The sequence below is a fragment of the Ruegeria sp. CF5 genome (assembly GCF_056537325.1).
This window is the reverse complement of sequence record NZ_JBQFRI010000002.1, coordinates 224,936-242,236: the sequence shown is the minus strand read 5'-3', so window position 1 is coordinate 242,236 and position 17,301 is coordinate 224,936. Positions and strand designations below refer to the sequence as shown.

Annotated in this window: 17 protein-coding genes and 1 tRNA gene; 7 read left to right on the top strand and 11 right to left on the bottom strand. The window is 57.6% G+C overall.

What is annotated here, in order from left to right; all coding sequences use genetic code 11:
- Positions 1-13 precede the first annotated feature (13 nt).
- Genes ACR0NW_RS07425 through scpB form a run of 4 tightly spaced genes read left to right on the top strand, consistent with a single transcriptional unit; the run spans position 14 to position 3,509 of the window.
- On the top strand, positions 14-1,069 hold the full coding sequence (locus ACR0NW_RS07425) for an SPOR domain-containing protein (RefSeq protein WP_480449824.1): 1,056 nt from the start codon (positions 14-16) through the stop codon (positions 1,067-1,069).
- Positions 1,066-2,073, top strand: coding sequence for a beta-N-acetylhexosaminidase (gene nagZ, locus ACR0NW_RS07420; RefSeq protein WP_480449823.1), 1,008 nt, complete (start codon positions 1,066-1,068; stop codon positions 2,071-2,073). Before ACR0NW_RS07425 ends, nagZ begins: the two co-directional genes overlap by 4 nt.
- Complete coding sequence (locus ACR0NW_RS07415; protein ID WP_170652088.1) at positions 2,063-2,857, top strand: segregation and condensation protein A; 795 nt, start codon at positions 2,063-2,065, stop codon at positions 2,855-2,857. Before nagZ ends, ACR0NW_RS07415 begins: the two co-directional genes overlap by 11 nt.
- Positions 2,850-3,509: an SMC-Scp complex subunit ScpB gene (gene scpB / locus ACR0NW_RS07410; protein WP_480449822.1), complete on the top strand. Its 660-nt coding sequence runs from the start codon at positions 2,850-2,852 to the stop codon at positions 3,507-3,509. The genes ACR0NW_RS07415 and scpB overlap by 8 nt, the downstream gene beginning before the upstream one ends.
- Positions 3,510-3,801: 292 nt before the next feature.
- On the opposite strand, the gene ACR0NW_RS07405 is transcribed toward scpB, so the two are convergent.
- From ACR0NW_RS07405 to ACR0NW_RS07370, 8 genes are all read right to left on the bottom strand, one after another.
- Positions 3,802-4,881, bottom strand: coding sequence for a 2'-deoxycytidine 5'-triphosphate deaminase (locus ACR0NW_RS07405; protein WP_480449821.1), 1,080 nt, complete (start codon positions 4,879-4,881; stop codon positions 3,802-3,804).
- Between the two features lie 58 nt (positions 4,882-4,939).
- Positions 4,940-5,016, bottom strand: a tRNA-Pro gene (locus ACR0NW_RS07400).
- Between the two features lie 61 nt (positions 5,017-5,077).
- Positions 5,078-5,686 carry a MerR family transcriptional regulator gene (locus tag ACR0NW_RS07395; RefSeq protein WP_480449820.1) on the bottom strand — a complete coding sequence of 203 codons (609 nt, stop codon included), beginning with the start codon at positions 5,684-5,686 and terminating at the stop codon, positions 5,078-5,080.
- Positions 5,687-5,704: 18 nt separating this feature from the next.
- Complete coding sequence (gene ihfA / locus ACR0NW_RS07390; RefSeq protein ID WP_170564321.1) at positions 5,705-6,007, bottom strand: integration host factor subunit alpha; 303 nt, start codon at positions 6,005-6,007, stop codon at positions 5,705-5,707.
- A 96-nt stretch (positions 6,008-6,103) separates the two neighbouring features.
- Complete coding sequence (locus ACR0NW_RS07385) at positions 6,104-7,075, bottom strand: beta-ketoacyl-ACP synthase III (RefSeq protein WP_170652096.1); 972 nt, start codon at positions 7,073-7,075, stop codon at positions 6,104-6,106.
- 20 nt (positions 7,076-7,095) lie between these two features.
- Positions 7,096-8,184, bottom strand: coding sequence for a phosphate acyltransferase PlsX (gene plsX, locus ACR0NW_RS07380; RefSeq protein ID WP_480449819.1), 1,089 nt, complete (start codon positions 8,182-8,184; stop codon positions 7,096-7,098).
- Between the two features lie 24 nt (positions 8,185-8,208).
- Positions 8,209-8,415, bottom strand: coding sequence for a 50S ribosomal protein L32 (gene rpmF, locus ACR0NW_RS07375; protein WP_037316137.1), 207 nt, complete (start codon positions 8,413-8,415; stop codon positions 8,209-8,211).
- 207 nt (positions 8,416-8,622) lie between these two features.
- Complete coding sequence (locus ACR0NW_RS07370; RefSeq protein ID WP_480449818.1) at positions 8,623-9,159, bottom strand: YceD family protein; 537 nt, start codon at positions 9,157-9,159, stop codon at positions 8,623-8,625.
- 83 nt (positions 9,160-9,242) lie between these two features.
- Here ACR0NW_RS07370 and ACR0NW_RS07365 point away from each other — a divergent pair, with 83 nt between their 5' ends.
- The 3 genes from ACR0NW_RS07365 to ACR0NW_RS07355 all read left to right on the top strand — a co-directional run bounded on the left by ACR0NW_RS07365 (position 9,243) and on the right by ACR0NW_RS07355 (position 12,433).
- Positions 9,243-9,713 (top strand): outer membrane protein assembly factor BamE domain-containing protein, encoded by a 471-nt coding sequence (locus tag ACR0NW_RS07365; protein ID WP_170652102.1) that lies wholly within the window; start codon positions 9,243-9,245, stop codon positions 9,711-9,713.
- Positions 9,714-9,787: 74 nt separating this feature from the next.
- Positions 9,788-10,549: a GNAT family N-acetyltransferase gene (locus tag ACR0NW_RS07360; protein ID WP_480449817.1), complete on the top strand. Its 762-nt coding sequence runs from the start codon at positions 9,788-9,790 to the stop codon at positions 10,547-10,549.
- Between the two features lie 69 nt (positions 10,550-10,618).
- Positions 10,619-12,433 carry an ABC-F family ATP-binding cassette domain-containing protein gene (locus ACR0NW_RS07355; RefSeq protein WP_480449816.1) on the top strand — a complete coding sequence of 605 codons (1,815 nt, stop codon included), beginning with the start codon at positions 10,619-10,621 and terminating at the stop codon, positions 12,431-12,433.
- A gap of 149 nt (positions 12,434-12,582) precedes the next feature.
- On the opposite strand, the gene ACR0NW_RS07350 is transcribed toward ACR0NW_RS07355, so the two are convergent.
- The 3 genes from ACR0NW_RS07350 to ACR0NW_RS07340 all read right to left on the bottom strand — a co-directional run bounded on the left by ACR0NW_RS07350 (position 12,583) and on the right by ACR0NW_RS07340 (position 17,030).
- On the bottom strand, positions 12,583-13,338 hold the full coding sequence (locus ACR0NW_RS07350) for an SDR family NAD(P)-dependent oxidoreductase (RefSeq protein ID WP_480449815.1): 756 nt from the start codon (positions 13,336-13,338) through the stop codon (positions 12,583-12,585).
- Between the two features lie 207 nt (positions 13,339-13,545).
- Positions 13,546-15,087, bottom strand: coding sequence for a DUF1963 domain-containing protein (locus ACR0NW_RS07345; protein ID WP_480449814.1), 1,542 nt, complete (start codon positions 15,085-15,087; stop codon positions 13,546-13,548).
- A gap of 224 nt (positions 15,088-15,311) precedes the next feature.
- Positions 15,312-17,030 (bottom strand): hypothetical protein, encoded by a 1,719-nt coding sequence (locus tag ACR0NW_RS07340; protein ID WP_480449813.1) that lies wholly within the window; start codon positions 17,028-17,030, stop codon positions 15,312-15,314.
- Between the last annotated feature and the right edge of the window lie 271 nt (positions 17,031-17,301).

Below are 17,301 nucleotides of genomic sequence, written 5' to 3'. Positions count from 1 at the left end.
CAGTGAGGCGGATATGGCGAGTTATAATTACTCGGGGCACACAGGCCCCGGGGATACGCATTACCAGAATCAGATGCATCCACAGGATGCCTATGAGTTTCAGAACGATCCTGAAGGATATGACGACCTGCCGCCACGCAGTGCGGGCGGGTTCGGTCGAATAGTCAACGTTCTGGGTGCGGCGGCTTCGCTTGCATTGGTCGCCGGTATCGGCGTCTGGGGTTTTAAACTGGTGATGCGCGATGTCAGCGGAGTGCCGGTGGTGCGGGCCGTTGAAGGGCCGATGCGTATTCAGCCGGAAAGCCCCGGTGGAACACCCGCCGACCATCAGGGACTGGCCGTAAACGCCGTCGCCGCCAAAGGCACAGCTGCACCGCCCGCCGATCGCCTGATTCTGGCGCCAAAGCCCGTGTCACTGACCGACGAAGACACACCGATGTCCGCGCTGAAGCCCACAAAGGCCGTGCACGTGGTGGAAGAAGAAATCTCGAACCAGGAAGCAGCGGATTTACGGCAAAATGCGGTTGATGCGCTGGTTGCAGAGTTGGCGGGCGAGAGCATTGCGGACAGGGGTGAACAGGCTGAAGGCGTGCAACTGGCCTCACTTACCACGCCCGAAGAAGAACCGGCGATCGATCCCGCCGACCTGATGGCGCAATTGCCTGACCCGGCCTTGCTTGAGGCACCCGGTGTCCGGCGTTCGCTGCGCCCAATTGATCGGCCCGCTCGTGCAACGCCGGTCAAGGTTTCCGAAGATGCAATCAATGCGGCGGTGAAAGCTGCTGCCGGACTTGATGTCGATCCGGATACACTGCCTGTTGGAACAAGGCTGGCGCAGCTTGGCGCCTTTGAAAGTGCCGAAGTTGCTCAGGCTGAATGGAGCCGGATCAATGGTCAGTTTGGTGAATATCTGGATGGAAAACAAAGGGTAATCCAAAAAACCTCAAGCGGCGGACGAACCTTTTACCGACTGCGTGCCCTTGGGTTTGAAGACCTGAGCGACTCGCGCCAGTTTTGCGCCGCTCTGGTGGCGCGCGGGGCTGATTGCATCCCGGTAACTGTCCGGTGAAGTTCGGCGCGGTCATCACTGATGCAGCAGGATTGCGGCTGACATCCGAGGAAAAGGCGCTGTTTCGCGATATGAACCCGTTCGGGTTCATTCTTTTTGCGCGCAATGTTGAATCCGCGGATCAGGTGAGCGCTTTGTGTGATGACTTCCGCGAGGCCGTCGGGCGCGATTGCCCGATCACCATCGATCAGGAAGGCGGGCGCGTGCAACGACTGCGTGCGCCACTTGCCCGGAACTGGCTGCCTCCGCTGGATCATGTGGAGCGGGCGGGGGCGAACGCCGAACGATCCATGTACCTGCGTTATCGGCTGATCGCGCATGAGCTGCATGCGTTGGGGATCGACAGCAATTGCGCGCCAATGGTTGATGTCGCTCAAGAGGGAACGCATCCGTTCCTGCTCAACCGTTGTTATGGCCGCGATGCCGAGACGGTTGGACGGGTTGGCCGGTCCGTGGCACAGGGGCTTCTGGATGGCGGCGTGTTGCCGGTAATAAAGCATATGCCGGGACATGGACGTTCAACGCTCGATACACATTTTGACTTGCCGCATGTTGATTTGCCTCTGTCCGAGCTGAAGCAAAGCGATTTTGCAACTTTCCGGGCGCTGAACGACCTGCCGATGGGGATGAGCGCGCATTTGGTCTTTGATCAGATTGACAGTTTGCCCGCGACAATCTCGGCCGTGATGATGACAGTGATCCGGGAAAACATCGGCTTTGATGGTTTGATCATGACCGATGACATTTCAATGAAGGCGTTGAGCGGCACAGCCAGCGAACTTTCACGGAAAGCACTGGATGCTGGTTGCGATGTGGCTCTGCATTGCAACGGCTCATTTGCTGACCGCAAAGAGGTTCTGGAGGTTGCCGGTGAGATGACGGACGTTGCACAACAACGTGCCGAGCGTGCATTGGCCATGCGCAAAGCGCCGCAGGAACTTGACATCCACGCCGCTGAAGCGGAACTATCTCGCCTGATGGGCGGGCAGGTGTATGACGGATAACCTTTTCAGCGAAGATCCCATTTCGGTCGCTGATCGCCTTGCGGCTGAGGCGCTGATTGTAGACGTGGATGGTTTTGAAGGTCCACTTGATGTTCTGTTGACTTTGTCCCGGACACAAAAGGTCGATCTACGCAAAATCTCGGTTCTGGCTTTGGCTCAGCAATATCTGGCTTTTGTTGAAAAGGCGCGGGCGTTGCGGATCGAACTGGCCGCCGACTATCTGGTGATGGCGGCCTGGCTGGCATTCCTGAAATCCCGTTTGTTGCTACCGCCTGATCCCGATGAAGAAGGACCAACAGGTGAAGAACTGGCCGCGCACCTGGCGTTTCAGCTTGAGCGTCTGCAGGCGATGCGTGATGCCGCTGCACGGTTGATGGCGCGTGACCAATTGGGGCGCGATTTCTTCAAACGGGGGCAGGCCGAGGATGTCACCCGCATCAGAACCGTTACCTATTCGGCCACGCTGCTGGATCTTATGCAGGGATATGCGCGCATCCGCACACGTGACGAATTCCGCCCCTTTGTGATGGACCGCGACTCGGTGTTCACGATGGAGCAGGCACTGGACCGGATGCGGCCGCTGATCGGGTTTGCCGGGACGTGGACCGACATGGAAAGTTATCTTCCGGATGGCTGGCATGCCGACCCCATGCGGCGACGCTCGGCCACGGCCGCAACTTTTGCCGCCTCGCTGGAACTGGTAAAAGAGGGACACATGGAGATCAGGCAGAGCGATACCTTTGCGCCGATCCATTTGCGCAAGAGGACCGAAAAACGTGACTGACGCCACCCAAGACGACGGCACCGGCACTCTGTTCGAGGCACCACCTCTGGCCGAACAGGAACGAATGGTCGAGGCAGTCCTGTTTGCCAGTGCAGAACCCGTGAGTGTTGCCGACCTCGAAGCGCGTATGCCGCATGGTAGCGATGCCGGGCAAGCGCTTGAATTGCTTAGGAAACGGTATGAGGGACGCGGCGTTCGCGTTGTTCAGGTCGGTGAGGCTTGGGCCATTCGGACCGCCCCTGATCTGGGGTTTCTGATGCAGAAGGAAACCGTCGAAACCCGCAAGCTAAGCCGTGCGGCCATCGAAACACTGGCCATTGTTTCCTACCATCAGCCCTGCACGCGTGCCGAGATCGAGGAAATCCGCGGTGTTTCGGTTTCGCGCGGCACAATCGACCAGTTGTTGGAAATGGAGTGGATACGCCTTGGCCGCCGCCGCATGACGCCGGGCCGCCCGGTGACCTTTGTCGTGACACCACAGTTTCTGGATCATTTCGGTCTGGAAAGCGCGCGCGACTTGCCGGGGCTCAAGGAACTGCGCGCAGCTGGTTTGCTGGAAAACCGCCCACCACCGGGCGCGATGCCATTGGCCGAGGGGCGTGACGAAGGCGAAGACAGTGATGATCAATCGGAACTTTTTGAAGAAGAGTGATCGGTGATGCCTTATTATTTCCTTTTCCATCGTCCATATGACTGTGAGCAACCTGGAGGCTGAAATGAACGCAAACCGGATGATCGACATGATTGTACGTCAGGTCATGCGCCGACTTGTGACTCGGGGTGTCGACAAAGGATTTGAAGTAGCAGGCCGCATGTCACAAAAAAACGATGGTAGCCCAAGCAACAAAAAGCCTGTGGCCACATCTGGCCAACAGAAAAACACCCGGCAAGCACAGCGGGTGGTCCGCCAAATGCGCCGATTTATTCGGTTTTAGTTCAGCGGGTTACGAAGGAACTCTAAAGTGTTTGGACAGTTTCAGCCCCTGTCCCTGATAGTTCGAAGCAATGCCCGCACCGTATAGCTGTGTCGGCATTTCCGCCATTCTTTCATAGACCAGCCGGCCTACGACCTGTCCGTGTTCAAGGACAAACGGCGCTTCGTGGCACCGCACTTCCAGAACGCCACGCGATCCGGCACCACCAGCGGCGGCGTGGCCGAAACCGGGATCAAAAAAGCCTGCGTAGTGAACACGAAACTCACCTACCATGGCCAGATAGGGGGCCATCTCGGCCGCATACATGGGCGGAATGTGCACGGCCTCTCGGCTGACAAGAATGTAAAATGCACCGGGGTCCAGAATGATGCGCCCGTCGCGGGTTCGCACTTCCTCCCAGTATTCCTGTGGATCGTAGGCACCAATGCGATCCAGGTCGATCACCCCGGTATGCGGCTTGGCGCGATATCCGACCAAATCGGTATTGGGAAGGCGCAGATCGACGGAAAAGCCCAGCCCGTCCTGTATGACCGCCGGCCCGTCAACCAGTGGCATTTCCTGATGCAGGGCCGACAGTTCAGAATCGCTTAGCACTGCTTGTCCCTGACGAAAGCGAATCTGGTTCAGACGCATTCCGGGGCGCACCAGAACTGAAAAGGATCTTGGACAGATCTCGGCGTATAGCGGGCCGGAATATCCTGCGGGAATGCGATCGAACTCGGCCCCGCCATCGGTGATTGTCCTTGTCAGCAGGTCCAGCCGGCCGGTCGAACTTTTTGCGTTTGCCACTGCGCTTGTGTCCTGGGGCAGGGCCAGCGATTCCATCAACGGAACCAGATAGACGCAGCCTTTTTCCAGTACGGCGCCATCGCTGATGTCGATCCGATGCATCTCGAACTCGGAAAGCCGGTCGGATACGGAACGCCCTTCACCCGCCAGAAATGAGGCGCGCACGCGATAAGCCACTGTTCCAAGGCGTAAATCCAAGCTGGCAGGTTGGACCTGCGCGTCAAGTATATCGGGGCTCGCGGTGATCTCACCACGCTCAATCATCGCTTCGATCTGCTGGTTCGGACACACGCCTGTCATTCTGATCCCCCTCCGCGCCAGAGGATCTGGCCTGTCTTCCGGATACGTCGGTGTGATTTGGTCGGGCTAGCAGGACTCGAACCTGCGACCTTCCGTCCCCCAGACGGACGCGCTACCAGGCTGCGCCATAGCCCGACGTTGGGCTGTTCATAAAGGTTTTCCCGGCAGGGGCAAGAGGAAAACATTGCCTTTTTTCTTATCCCGCCGGTCGATTTTCGACCCGGTTCAACCAAGCCCGCAAGTCCTTGGCGATCGGCTCGATTTTACGCAGAACCTCGTCGTCGAAATCCGTTGTTTGCCAAGCCTGTGAAGCGATTCCGCCAAACAGTGGGGCGGTGCTAATCTCTTCCAGCTCGGGCGTTTCCTCGGCCGGATGATCATTTGATTCACTCGCAGGGTCGGCGCCGTTCACTTTCTGTGCGGGTGGTACATGCAGATCCATGTCGAACTGGCCGCTGTCAGAAGATGCAGGTTTGGGCGAGAAGGGTACCACCGTCTCGTCCATCACCGGCTGGACAGCAGAGGTTTCATCAAGGCCTTGGGACAGGGACGATACGTGACCGACGCCTTGTTCGCGCAGTATCCGCTGCACGCCTTTTATGGTTATACCGTCGTCGTGCAGCAGCTTTTTGATGCCACCCAGCAGGCGCATGTCATTCGGGCGGTAATAACGGCGTCCGCCCGCGCGTTTGACTGGTTTTACCTGACTGAATCGGCTTTCCCAGAATCGCAGGACATGGGCCTGAACACCGAGCCAATCCGCAACTTCACTGATTGTGCGAAACGCGTCGGGGGACTTGCTCATATCCGCGCGACCTCAGACTTACTTGCGATTCCCGGCGGCAACACGATCCTTCATCAGATGCGAAGGACGGAAGGTCAGCACGCGACGCGGCTGAATGGGAACCTCTTCTCCGGTTTTGGGGTTGCGGCCGATACGGGCTGTTTTGTCCCGAACGCTGAACGTACCGAAAGAAGATATCTTTACCTGCTCGCCGCGCACCAAGGCGTCGGACATGTGGTTCAGAACGCTTTCGACCAGTTGCGCGCTTTCATTGCGTGACAGACCAACCTCACGAAAGACGGCCTCGCTCAGATCCATTCGGGTCAGTGTTTTTTCGCCCATACCATTTCCCCTGTTGATATCAGAGCATAGGGTGAGGGGAAATTCACTGTCAATATCAATGAATTGCAGTCGCCTCTGTAAGCTGGAATGCGCCAGTTACCAGCGCAGGACAACCGCGCCCCAGGCCAGGCCACCACCAATTGCCTCGGTTACGATCAAATCGCCGTCCTTGATCTGACCACGCTGCTTGCCCACCGACAGGGCGAGTGGAATCGATGCCGCCGAGGTATTGCCGTGATCCTGAACCGTCACGACAACCTGTTCCATCGGCAGGCCCATTTTCTTTGCTGTGCCCTGAATAATGCGGATATTGGCCTGATGCGGTACGATCCAATCCACGTCCGATGCGCCCAGCCCGGCCTTATCCAGCGCGGTTTCGGCCGTTTTGGTCAGTTTTTCTACGGCGTGACGGAATACCTGATTGCCTTGCATACGCAGATGCCCCGTTGACTGGGTCGAAACACCGCCGTCAACGTACAACAAATCCTTGTATCGCCCATCCGAGTTGAGATCAGTGGACAGGATACCGCGATCTTCCGAGGTACCATTGCCCTCCTGCGCTTCGAGAATCAGCGCACCTGCGCCATCGCCGAACAGAACGCAGGTTGAACGGTCGGTCCAATCCATGATCCTGGAAAAGGTTTCAGCGCCAATCACCAGTACTCGATTAGCCTGACCAGACAGAATCAGCGCGTTTGCATTGCTCAGCGCATAGACGAATCCGGCACACACGGCCTGAACGTCAAAAGCAAAGCCCTTGGTCATGCCCAGTTGCGCCTGAACCATCGTCGCTGCCGAAGGAAAGGTCAGATCGGCAGTCGATGTCGCCAGCACGATTGCGTCGATGTCATCGGCTGTCAGGCCGGCATCCTCAAGCGCCGCTTCGGCAGCTTTGGTGGCCAGATCCGATGTTGTTTCATCATCGGCCGCAAAATGGCGGCGTTCGATTCCCGAACGCGAGCGTATCCATTCATCGGATGTTTCGAGAGTTGCCTCGAATTCGGCATTTGGGACTATGCGCTTTGGCAAATAATGTCCAACACCTACAACGACTGAGCGGCCTGCCATTTTTGGTACTGCCTTTATTGTTATTTTTCGGTCTGCGACGCAGCTTGCGCGGCATCTTGGGCAAGCTCGGTCGTGGATGCAACCCGTGCGGCCAATTTTTCGGCAAAGCCGGACTGCGCCAGCGTGAACGCAAGCTTGACCGCAGCACTGACGCCCGTCTCGTCGGCGCCACCGTGGGATTTAACCACTGTTCCGTTGAGGCCAAGGAAAACACCGCCGTTCACACGGCGGGGGTCAATACGTTTTCTGAGCCGCTGCAACGACGTAATTGCCAGCACAGATGCCAGGCGGGAAAGCGGAGAGTATTTGAATGCCTGACGCAGCAGATCGCCAATCAGACTGGCGGTCCCTTCACCGGTTTTGATAGCCACGTTTCCGGTAAAACCGTCGGTCACAATCACGTCAGCCTTGTCGCCGGGGATGTCACTGCCTTCCACAAAGCCGACAAACTCGAAATTTGCTGTGCTTGCAAATTCCGCGATCATGCCATGTGCTTCCTTAAGCTCGGCGCGGCCCTTGTGTTCTTCCGTGCCGACATTCAGCAGGCCGATCCGAGGCCTTGCAAGCGCCAGACCATTGCGCGCGTAGGATGCTCCCATCAGCGCGAATTGCAGAAGATCCTTGGCATCGGCGCGTACGTCGGCGCCGACATCAAGCATGACGTTGAAGCCCTGCGGGTTTCGGGAGGGCCAGAGAATGGCAATAGCAGGCCGGTTCACGCCTGGCAGCTTGCGCAGGCGCATCATCGACAATGCCATCAGCGCACCGGTATTGCCGCAGGATACAGCCCCGTGGGCCTCACCCACGCGCACTGATTCCAGTGCCGACCACATAGAGGTCTCTTTGCCGTTGCGAACCACCTGGCTGGGCTTGTCCTCCATCGTGACGACGTCCGGAGAATCGCGAAAAACGACGCGTCCATCCAGGACACGCCGTTTTGCTACAAGCTTGCGAAGCACATCTTCCTTGCCGTGAAGAATGAATCCGATTTCCGGGTTCTTCTTCGCGGATTGCGCAATGCCAGCCACAACGACCGAGGGACCCGCGTCCCCGCCCATGGCGTCAACCGAGATGACAATCTGTCCGGTCTGATCGGGCTGTGCCGTCATGCCGTGGCCTGCGCTCGAATGGGCTTAGGCCGCGTCTTCGTCCAGGTCGATTTCGTCGGCCTGTGCGACGACTTCGCGATCATCATAGTGGCCGCAGGACGCGCATACGTGATGCGGGCGCTTCAGCTCACCGCAGTTCGCACACTCGTTCGGGTTTGCAGCAACCAGAGCGTCGTGCGCGCGGCGGTTGTTGCGGCGCGACTTGGAAACTTTGTTCTGTTGGACAGCCATTGTCTCAACCTTTGTCTGACTGGGGCCTGCGGATTCGCCGCCGGGCCGGGTTACATTCTTCGTTTTTCTCGTGGCGTGACGCGCGTTTAGGGCACCGCCCACGCTATGTCCAACCTAAAATCCGATGAGCGCGCGAAAATACTGCGATTCTCGACAGGTTCAAGAGATTTTTCTGAACGCGTGCTATGACAGGAAATCTGGCCTCTGTCACTCGTCTTTTTTCAGGGTATCGCGCAATCCCGCCAACCCGGCGAAGGGTTTGGTTTCCTCATCCGTCATCGGCTGTTTGCCGGGTTCGGTATAGATCGCCTGACCCAGATCCGCGCCGTCTTTACGCGGGTATTGCGGCAGAGCCAGGGACAGAGCTTCGGCCATGACCGCACCGGGGTCGATTTCCGGACCCAGGGCTTCGGTTTCCTCATCTTCCGGCATTTCCACCTCGGCCTCGTCCGGCTCGGTCCATTTCGCGAGGTAGACCCTGCGAACCTGTGTGTCGATGCGGGTAGTGACGGGTTCCAGCGTGACGACACAGGGCTGAATCACCGTCGCGCCCAACCTGCCGGTCAGAACCCAGTCCTGTTTACCCTGTCCGGTGATCTCGCCCACAAAGCTGACCTTTCGTAAGCCCAGCAGATCGAGTTCTTGCCTAAGCGTGTTCAATTGATCAGTATTTGGGCGCAAATCAAAGGTGGTCGGCGTGTTTTGGGGCAGATCGGCCACCCGGAACGCGGAACTGAGTGTCATGCGGGGTCTTTCGTGTGTTGAACCAAAGCGGCGGTTTCTATAATCGGATAGAAGCCGATTGGCGGCAACGCAAGAGGATGTAGATGTTGAAGATCGAAGACAAGTTGAAACCGGCGGTCAGAATTATTGCGTTCGGCACATGTCTTGCGGCTGCGGCGGCCTGCACTCCGATCTACAGAAACCACGGATATGTTCCGACATCGGAAGAACTGGCCGAAGTGAAGGTTGGTGTGGATACCCGCGACAGCGTGATCGAAACGATCGGAGCGCCGAGTTCTTCGGGTGTACTGAAGGATTCGGGATATTATTATGTCGCATCCCGGATGCGCCACTATGGCCCGAAAGAACCTCAGGTTGTCTCGCGTGAGCTTGTGGCAATCAGCTTTGACCAGCGCGGAGTGGTCCGCAATGTCGAGCGCTATGGGCTGGAAGACGGAATCGTCGTGCCGCTTGAGCGTCGTGTGACCAGCTCCAGTGTTCAGGACAAGACGTTCCTGCGTCAGCTTCTGGGCAACATCGGTACGTTTAACCCGGCGACGGTCACCGGCAACTGATACCGCATTCTCTCACGGCTCGTCACACGCTGGTCACATCTTGTATGCTAGGCGTGCGGTCACTAGGGTACCGGATGCAATCTGCGGAGGATCAGACCTTGGCAGGAACAGTGTTGCTGAAAAAGGGTCGGTATCGCGCCCGAGTGGCGCATACTGCAAAGGATGTAGAGGCAGCTCAGGCGCTGCGTACATTGGCCTTCGGAACACCTGATACTGATCGGGACAGGTTCGATGATCTGTGCGCACATGTGCTTGTCGAAGACCTGCAGCAGGGGCGGCCGGTGTGCTGTTTCCGGATGCTGACCCTGACGGATGGCGGCGACATTCAGCGCAGCTATTCCGCCCAGTATTATGACCTGTCGGCAATGGCGGATTACCAAGGCCCCATGGTCGAGATGGGGCGTTTCTGCATTCATCCGGAATGGAAGGACCCTGACATCCTGCGTGTCGCCTGGGGGGCAATGACGGCTTATGTGGATCGCAACGGGATCAGGATGCTGTTTGGCTGCTCTTCATTTGCCGGGACCGAGACCGGTGAATATCTGGATGCCTTTGCCGTGCTCAAAGACCGGCATTTGGGGCCAAAGCAGTGGTTGCCGCGGGTGAAGGCGCCGGACGTTTTCCGTTTTGCGGCGCGTCTGCGCCGCCGGCCAGATATGAAAAAGGCGATGTTGCGGATGCCACCATTGCTGCGGACCTATCTGTTGATGGGGGGCTGGGTCAGCGACCATGCGGTTGTGGACCGGCACATGAACACGCTTCATGTGTTCACCGGGCTTGAAATCGGGGCGATCCCCCCGGAACGCAAGCGTTTGCTGCGTTCAGTGGTCGGGTAGAGCCGGTATTTGGAACGAGAAGAAGATCAGGGCGTTGACGCTTCGTCCCAGCCGGTTTAGCTGGCGGGCATGGCTCGAATTCCTTTGCTACAGATGTCCGACATTTCCCTGACTTTCGGGGGTGATCCGGTGTTTTCCGAACTTGAACTTGTGGTCCAGCCCGGTGACCGGGTGGCGCTGGTTGGCCGAAATGGATCGGGAAAATCCACCCTGATGAAGGTTATGGCCGGATTGGTCGAACCTGATAAGGGCGATATTGTCATTCCGCCGGGCAAATCAGTGGGATACATGGAGCAGGACCCCGGTATGGAGGGGTTTGCGACGCTGGGCGACTACGCCTCCAGCGGTCTGGAGCCGGGCGAGCTTTACAAGGTTGAACGCGCTGGAGAAGGATTGAAGTTTGACCCTTCGCGCGCAGTCGGGACAGCCTCGGGTGGAGAGCGGCGCCGCGCGGCATTGGCCAAGCTGATGGCCGAAGCGCCCGATCTGATGCTGCTGGACGAACCCACCAACCACCTTGATATCGAAGCGATTTCTTGGCTGGAAAGGGAATTGGGCGCCACCCGGGCGGCCTTTGTTCTGATCTCACACGACCGGGCCTTTTTGCGGGCGTTGACCCGTGCGACCTTGTGGATCGACCGTGGTGTGGTGCGGCGGCAGGAGAAGGGCTTTGAGGCCTTTGAAGCGTGGCGTGACAAGGTTTGGGAAGACGAGGATATGCAGCGGCACAAGCTGGATCGTCTGATCAAATCCGAGGGGCGATGGGCGGTTGAAGGCATCAGTGCGCGGCGCAAGCGAAATCAGGGGCGGGTTCGGGCGTTGCAGGCGCTTCGGGCAGAGCGGGCCTCGCAGATAAAACGGCAGGGTTCTGCCGCCATGTCATTGGAATCCGGTCCGAAATCCGGCCGAAAGGTGATCGAGGCGAAAGGACTGGCCAAGAGTTTCGATGGCAAACAGATTGTTCGGAACTTTGACCTGTTGGTGCAGCGTGGCGACCGTGTGGCGTTTGTCGGGCCCAACGGAGTGGGTAAGACGACGCTGTTGAAAATGCTTCTGGGTGAGGTGGCGCCGGATGAGGGTTCGGTGGCGCTGGGAACGAACCTCGAGACAGTGGTGTTCGATCAGGCGCGCGCTCAGTTGGACCCCGAGATGAGCCTTTGGGACAGTCTGACCGGTGATCCCACGATGCGGGTGTCAGGCAAGGCCGATCAGGTTATGGTGCGCGGCCAACCCAAGCATGTCGTTGGTTATATTAAAGAATTCCTGTTTGACGAGCGGCAGGCGCGGGCACCGGTGCGGTCTCTTTCAGGGGGTGAAAAGGCGCGTTTGCTGTTGGCAAAACTGATGGCGCGCAGTTCGAACCTGCTGGTTCTGGATGAACCTACGAACGATCTGGATGTCGAGACGCTGGACCTGTTGCAGGAATTGCTGGACGACTATGACGGTAGTGTTCTGCTGGTCAGCCACGACCGGGACTTTCTGGACCGCGTGGCAACGACAACTATCGCCATGGAAGGCAACGGGCGCGCTACGGTTTATGCGGGCGGATGGTCCGACTACATTGCGCAGCGTGGCGACGCGGCCGCTAAAAAGGACGAAAAAACAAAGCAGTCTAAGCCGAAGGTAAAGCAGGAGGCGAAGCCGAAAACCGGTTTGTCCTTTTCGGAAAAGCACCGGCTGGAAAAGCTGCCTGCCGAGATTGCACGACTGGAGGCCGAGATCGGTAAACTCGAAGAGCTGATGTCTGATCCCGAATTGTTCACCCGCGAGCCGGTCAAGTTTCAGAAGGCTACCGACGCGTTGGTAGAACGGCAGGAAAAACTGGCCGCCGCTGAAGAGGAGTGGCTGACGCTGGAAGAGAAGGCTGAGGCCGAAAAGTTATGATTTGTACATCCCGAACGGGGGTGTTCGTCTGGTTTGTACAAAACCTCGGACCCTTCGGGCGCGACATGTAACTGTCCAAAGCGCGGATCGGAGCCACCTCGACCGGCTGCCATCTATAGTCACGATGTCAGCCGGAACCGGTGGAGGAACTACCGCATCCGCAATGCGCCGTCGATGCGGATGACCTCGCCGTTCAGGTATCCCATTTCGACGATGAACCCGGCCAGACGGCCGTATTCGCGCGGATCACCAAGGCGGGCGGGGTTCGGTACGTCGGCTGCCAGTTGTTGTTGAACCTCTTCGGGCAGACCGGCCAGCATCGGCGTCATGAAGATACCGGGCGCAATGGTCATCACCCGGATACCGCTTGAGGCCAGATCGCGGGACATCGGAAGGGTCATGCCGACGACACCGCCTTTGGAGGCAGCATAGGCGGCTTGCCCTTTTTGACCGTCGAAGGCGGCGATCGAAGCGGTGTTGATGATGACCCCACGCGCGCCGTCCGCTTCGGGTTCGTTCTTTGCCATTTCGACGGATGCAAGGCGCGAAACGTTGAAGGTGCCGACCAGATTGATGTCGATTGTGCGCTGGAAGGCATCCAGAGGGTGGGGGCCGTCCTTGCCGACAGTCTTGATGCCATAGGCGATCCCGGCGCAGTTCACGGTTGCAGTGATCTTGCCCATCTTTTCGCTAGCCAGCGCGACTGCGGCAGCAACCGAGGCTTCATCCGTCACGTCGGTTTGCGCGAAATGTCCGCCGATTTCCTTGGCAACCGCGGGGCCGCGTTCGGCATCACGGTCAAGGATTGTGACCTGTGCGCCGTTTTCGGCAAAGTAGCGGGCGGTGGCCTCACCCAGCCCCGAAGCGCCGCCGGTGATGATTGCGGCTGTGGTGGACAATTGCATGGCGGGTTCCTCTCCCATAATATGAACATGTGTTCAAATAATATATTGCCAGTACGTATGTCCAGCCGTGTGAAGACAGGACCATTCTCTGAGTGTTTGCTTTTCACCAACAGTGACGGAAGGTGTGGCCGCGAAAATGCGACTTACCCTGCTAAGAAAGCTGCGCCATTGCCCCTGGCTAGGGTGCTGAAGCCTACACGGGCTGAACTAGCCGTGCCGGATATCCCCCCAAGCCTTGTCCCAACGGCCATTGGCCAAGTCTGCAGGTGAAATGAACACGCCGAGACTTGAAACATCGCCCCACATCCAGCCCACAAGATCACTGCTGGGAACTTCCAACAGAAACACCGGGTCCGTAAGGCTTGAGGAAGAGAATCCGCCATCCAGATTGCCCCCCATCGTGAGATATTCGCTCGTCTGATCTGAGTGCCACACCGCCTCATAGAGTTTGCGAGTGGCCTCGGGAACGCTGCCCGGGTCACTGAACATTGCGTCTTTGACCATCATCTCGAACGCCACCATAGCCTCGGAAGCGAACCAATAATCGTCAAATACCGGACGTGGCGCGCCCAGCTTTTTTTGTCCGCCGCCTTCACCGGTGAATTCGCTGTCCTGGAACCTGATGTTGTCGAGCTCGGCCAAAAGGTCGTCCACGTCGGACGGACCAAAAATCATGTCCGGCTCAGACGCCAGCCGCGCCGCGATTGGTTCAAGCAGGCTTATGGCAGCCAAGCGCGAGTCCTTCACTTTCTGGGCAAGCGCCATGCGTGCAGGGGCTGCCGCTAAGGCCCCGCTGGTTTCGGGTTCCTTCAGCGCGCGTTCGCAATTCGAGATTGTACTTTCCTGAGATTCTATCCCACGCGCCTGCGCTGCAATAAGAGCAGACACAAGAGCCCGTGCGCCAGACCGATTGAAGGGGCGGAATTCTGGCGATCTGGGATCATAGTCGTTATAGATCGCCGCCCGCGGGCGCTCAGCGGGTACACTGGGATACTGAGACTCGTCCGTCCTGTCATTGGGCTGAACTTCCAGAGAAAAACGGGGTGGATGCGGTGCCACTGAAAGACCAGCCCGGGCCAGTACCTTTCTTGCCCCGTCGCCAGTGGTGCCAAAGTAGAATGTGCGATCAACTTCTGGCCAGGGGCGCGTGGCGACAGGGCCGCTGAAATGAAAGACCTGAAAATTATTGTCGATGCCACCTTCGGTCGGAACGAAGAAAGCCAGCCAGCCTTCGCGCGGACCGAGGCCACCCCATATGCCTGCCGGTAGTTCCTCCAACGCAATCTGGGCGATGAACCAACTTGGTGATCCATTGACCTGAGGCCAGCCCATGACCGAGGGCAGCATGGGCGCCCCTCCAATCCAACTGCGTCCGCTGCCGGATTGCCCGGGCAGGAGCGGCACCAACTTAACCTGATCTGCATGGTAGTCTAAGAATCCCGCGCCTTCGAACTCGGGCGTTTGGTCCTGCAGCGCAGGTTCACCGGAGGACGAGATAGGTGTGGACAGGGGATCGTTGCGGCTTGTCCCGGAGCGTGAGGCTGAGCGGCGGCGGTCCATCCCCATCAGCTTTGCCATGGGGTGATCTTTTCGCGGTTTGAAGATGAACGACAGGATCACAAGCGGAATACTCTGCTGAATCAGTGTCCAGTTCACCGGATCCGATTTTGCTCCGATAACGATCATGATGATGCCTGCAATTCCGACAATGGGTGCGAGGTATTGGGCAATGTTAAATAATTGGCGCATAACTCTGGCTGTTCTTCCAGTTGGCGAATATTTTATACGAATGTATCGGCCGTTAGGCCGTTGTTTCTGCAGCAAAACAGACCTTCCAACGAGGTGCAACCAAAGTTCGCAAAGTCCGCTGGGCAGACGATTGCTTTAGCAGAAAAAGATGTTGAAATAGCAGCGACCACAGAGAGGAAGATCACCTGTCCGGCCTTGGACCTACACGTGGTGTGCAGAGCGTTTCAGGATTTGGCGGCCAATGTGTTTTCCGGGGCGGGCGTGTATTCCTCGCCACGCAGCAGGTTGCCGGTTTCTCCCTTAATATAACGTATCCAATCCCCGGAACCGACCCATCGGTTCCATTCAGGGGTATGGTCACGGGGTGTTTGTTCGCGCAGGGCTTCCACGTCAGCGGCCGGACCGCAATACGCGACCAGTGTTTTGTGCTGGTTTCTCCAGACGGCGCAATCCCTGTCGGGCCCGCGTGCATGTTGCAGGAAAACCTCGAGCCCTTGGATGTGGGCAACGTCGAAATACCACATCGAAAACACCAGCCACAATTTGTCGTGCTGCGCGATAGCCGCGGATGCTGATCGGTAATATTGAGGCAGCATACCCGTGTCGTCCTCAACCCGCGCAGGGAGGACCCAGCGCCGGTTGCTGCTTTCATGTGGCAAAAGCCCGTGAATAGGGACCTCGTCACGGTCCATCCAGCCCGGGCGAAGCGTGCGGAGGATCGGTTGCGCCCCGTAATAGGCCCAGACCGGGTCGCCGGATTCTTCGATTTTGTCAGCCAGTCGTGCAACGGCGCTGTCCCCGCGCAGAGAGCCAAAGAACGATAAAAGGACTGCCGTAACCACAAGCCCGGATATGATGGCATTTACTGCCTTTGGAGCCGATAGCTTACTGGCGATCCACAGAATACTGCTTGTAAATCCGATGACCACCACAGGCACGACAAGAGGCGCTGCAAACAAGTGCTGGCGCACACCCGAAAATGGGAAGACCTGGGCGAGATTTAGTGCCAGCGTTAACAGCGGCGCAGCGATGGCGGCGGTGACCCAGAACGGCGATCTTTGCCAAAGGCTGACGATGCCGGTGACATAGAAAATCAGGACAGGGATGGTGAAGGGCAAATAGTCCCTGAGCCAGGGGGACTCGAATTCAATTACATTTATCTCGACGAGTTTGAACAGGTAGGTTGAATACTCCAACGCGTTTCGAACTGATTGCGGGGAGAGCAAGTTGTTTATCTCAATGTATTTTTTAGCGTCCCGCTCCGAATAGGCCGCCAGATCATTCACTGTGACGATACTGGTGTAGCCAAAGTAAAATACGGCGGAAATCAGGATCAAGACCGCGCCCACGGCCAGCGTGCCTGCCACGTGCCTCCATATCTGTTGCGGGGAAGTCCGGTGAGTATTGAACTGAATGGTTTGGGCAGTCAGGGTGGCAATTCCAACCGACGCAATGATGATCGGCGTAACAAAGGCGAACAAGGCCGCGAACGTGCCGGCGGCAATCACGCCCATCCCGCTTTGCAATCCCGGTCGTCGGATATAGTGCAGCGCAGCTGCAATCATCATGATGGTTGCCGCGAACTCGAACGCGTAGTGCTTGGAGTTTACCGCAAAGGTAAGTGCGGTCGGCGAACTGCCGATTACGGCAACAGACAGCATGGCCTCGGGCATGGTCACAAATCGACGAAGCAGAAAATAGAGCCACAACAGCGAGGCCGAGAAGACAAGGATGGTCAGCAGCCGGATCGCATGGACGCGCGCCATGTCTTCGGGACCGAACATCTTTGCAAGCCCATCCATGAGCACGCCGTGGCCAAGTGTTGTGGTCTGTTCGAAATAGGGAAGCGGTCTGAACACATCAGTCGGATGTTCAAGAGGGAAATTGGACAGAAGCATCGACTGGTCGTAGGCCGGATCAAAGCCCGTTGCGAGCAGGGTCAATCGCGCTACTACCATGGCGAGAGTAACGCAAAAAAGGAATACGAGCTCCTTCCTTCTGGAATTTACCTGCCCCATCGTACTTGCTGAACCACCTGGTGATTATGGCTTGTAACTAAAATTCAATCGTCCTGATCCGTCAGGATTAAACATCAGGATGGGCAAGTTACCCCGGTTTCGGCAAAGGTTTGCAGGAGTGAACGGCTAAACGCGCATAAGTTGTGTCTAATTTGTAACTATGTATCGCATTGTTGAGGGTTCGGAAACAAACGTG

Coding starts and splice junctions, on each gene's coding strand:
- ACR0NW_RS07425 (WP_480449824.1), top strand. CDS start 14: ATGGCGAGTTATAATTACTCGGGGCACACAGGCCCCGGGGATACGCAT.
- ACR0NW_RS07370 (WP_480449818.1), bottom strand. CDS start 9,159: ATGACACTCAGTTCCGCGTTCCGGGTGGCCGATCTGCCCCAAAACACG.
- ACR0NW_RS07360 (WP_480449817.1), top strand. CDS start 9,788: ATGCAATCTGCGGAGGATCAGACCTTGGCAGGAACAGTGTTGCTGAAA.
- ACR0NW_RS07405 (WP_480449821.1), bottom strand. CDS start 4,881: ATGACAGGCGTGTGTCCGAACCAGCAGATCGAAGCGATGATTGAGCGT.
- ACR0NW_RS07395 (WP_480449820.1), bottom strand. CDS start 5,686: ATGAGCAAGTCCCCCGACGCGTTTCGCACAATCAGTGAAGTTGCGGAT.
- ihfA (WP_170564321.1), bottom strand. CDS start 6,007: ATGGGCGAAAAAACACTGACCCGAATGGATCTGAGCGAGGCCGTCTTT.
- ACR0NW_RS07385 (WP_170652096.1), bottom strand. CDS start 7,075: ATGGCAGGCCGCTCAGTCGTTGTAGGTGTTGGACATTATTTGCCAAAG.
- ACR0NW_RS07350 (WP_480449815.1), bottom strand. CDS start 13,338: ATGCAATTGTCCACCACAGCCGCAATCATCACCGGCGGCGCTTCGGGG.
- ACR0NW_RS07415 (WP_170652088.1), top strand. CDS start 2,063: ATGACGGATAACCTTTTCAGCGAAGATCCCATTTCGGTCGCTGATCGC.
- rpmF (WP_037316137.1), bottom strand. CDS start 8,415: ATGGCTGTCCAACAGAACAAAGTTTCCAAGTCGCGCCGCAACAACCGC.
- ACR0NW_RS07365 (WP_170652102.1), top strand. CDS start 9,243: ATGTTGAAGATCGAAGACAAGTTGAAACCGGCGGTCAGAATTATTGCG.
- ACR0NW_RS07345 (WP_480449814.1), bottom strand. CDS start 15,087: ATGCGCCAATTATTTAACATTGCCCAATACCTCGCACCCATTGTCGGA.
- ACR0NW_RS07355 (WP_480449816.1), top strand. CDS start 10,619: ATGGCTCGAATTCCTTTGCTACAGATGTCCGACATTTCCCTGACTTTC.
- plsX (WP_480449819.1), bottom strand. CDS start 8,184: ATGACGGCACAGCCCGATCAGACCGGACAGATTGTCATCTCGGTTGAC.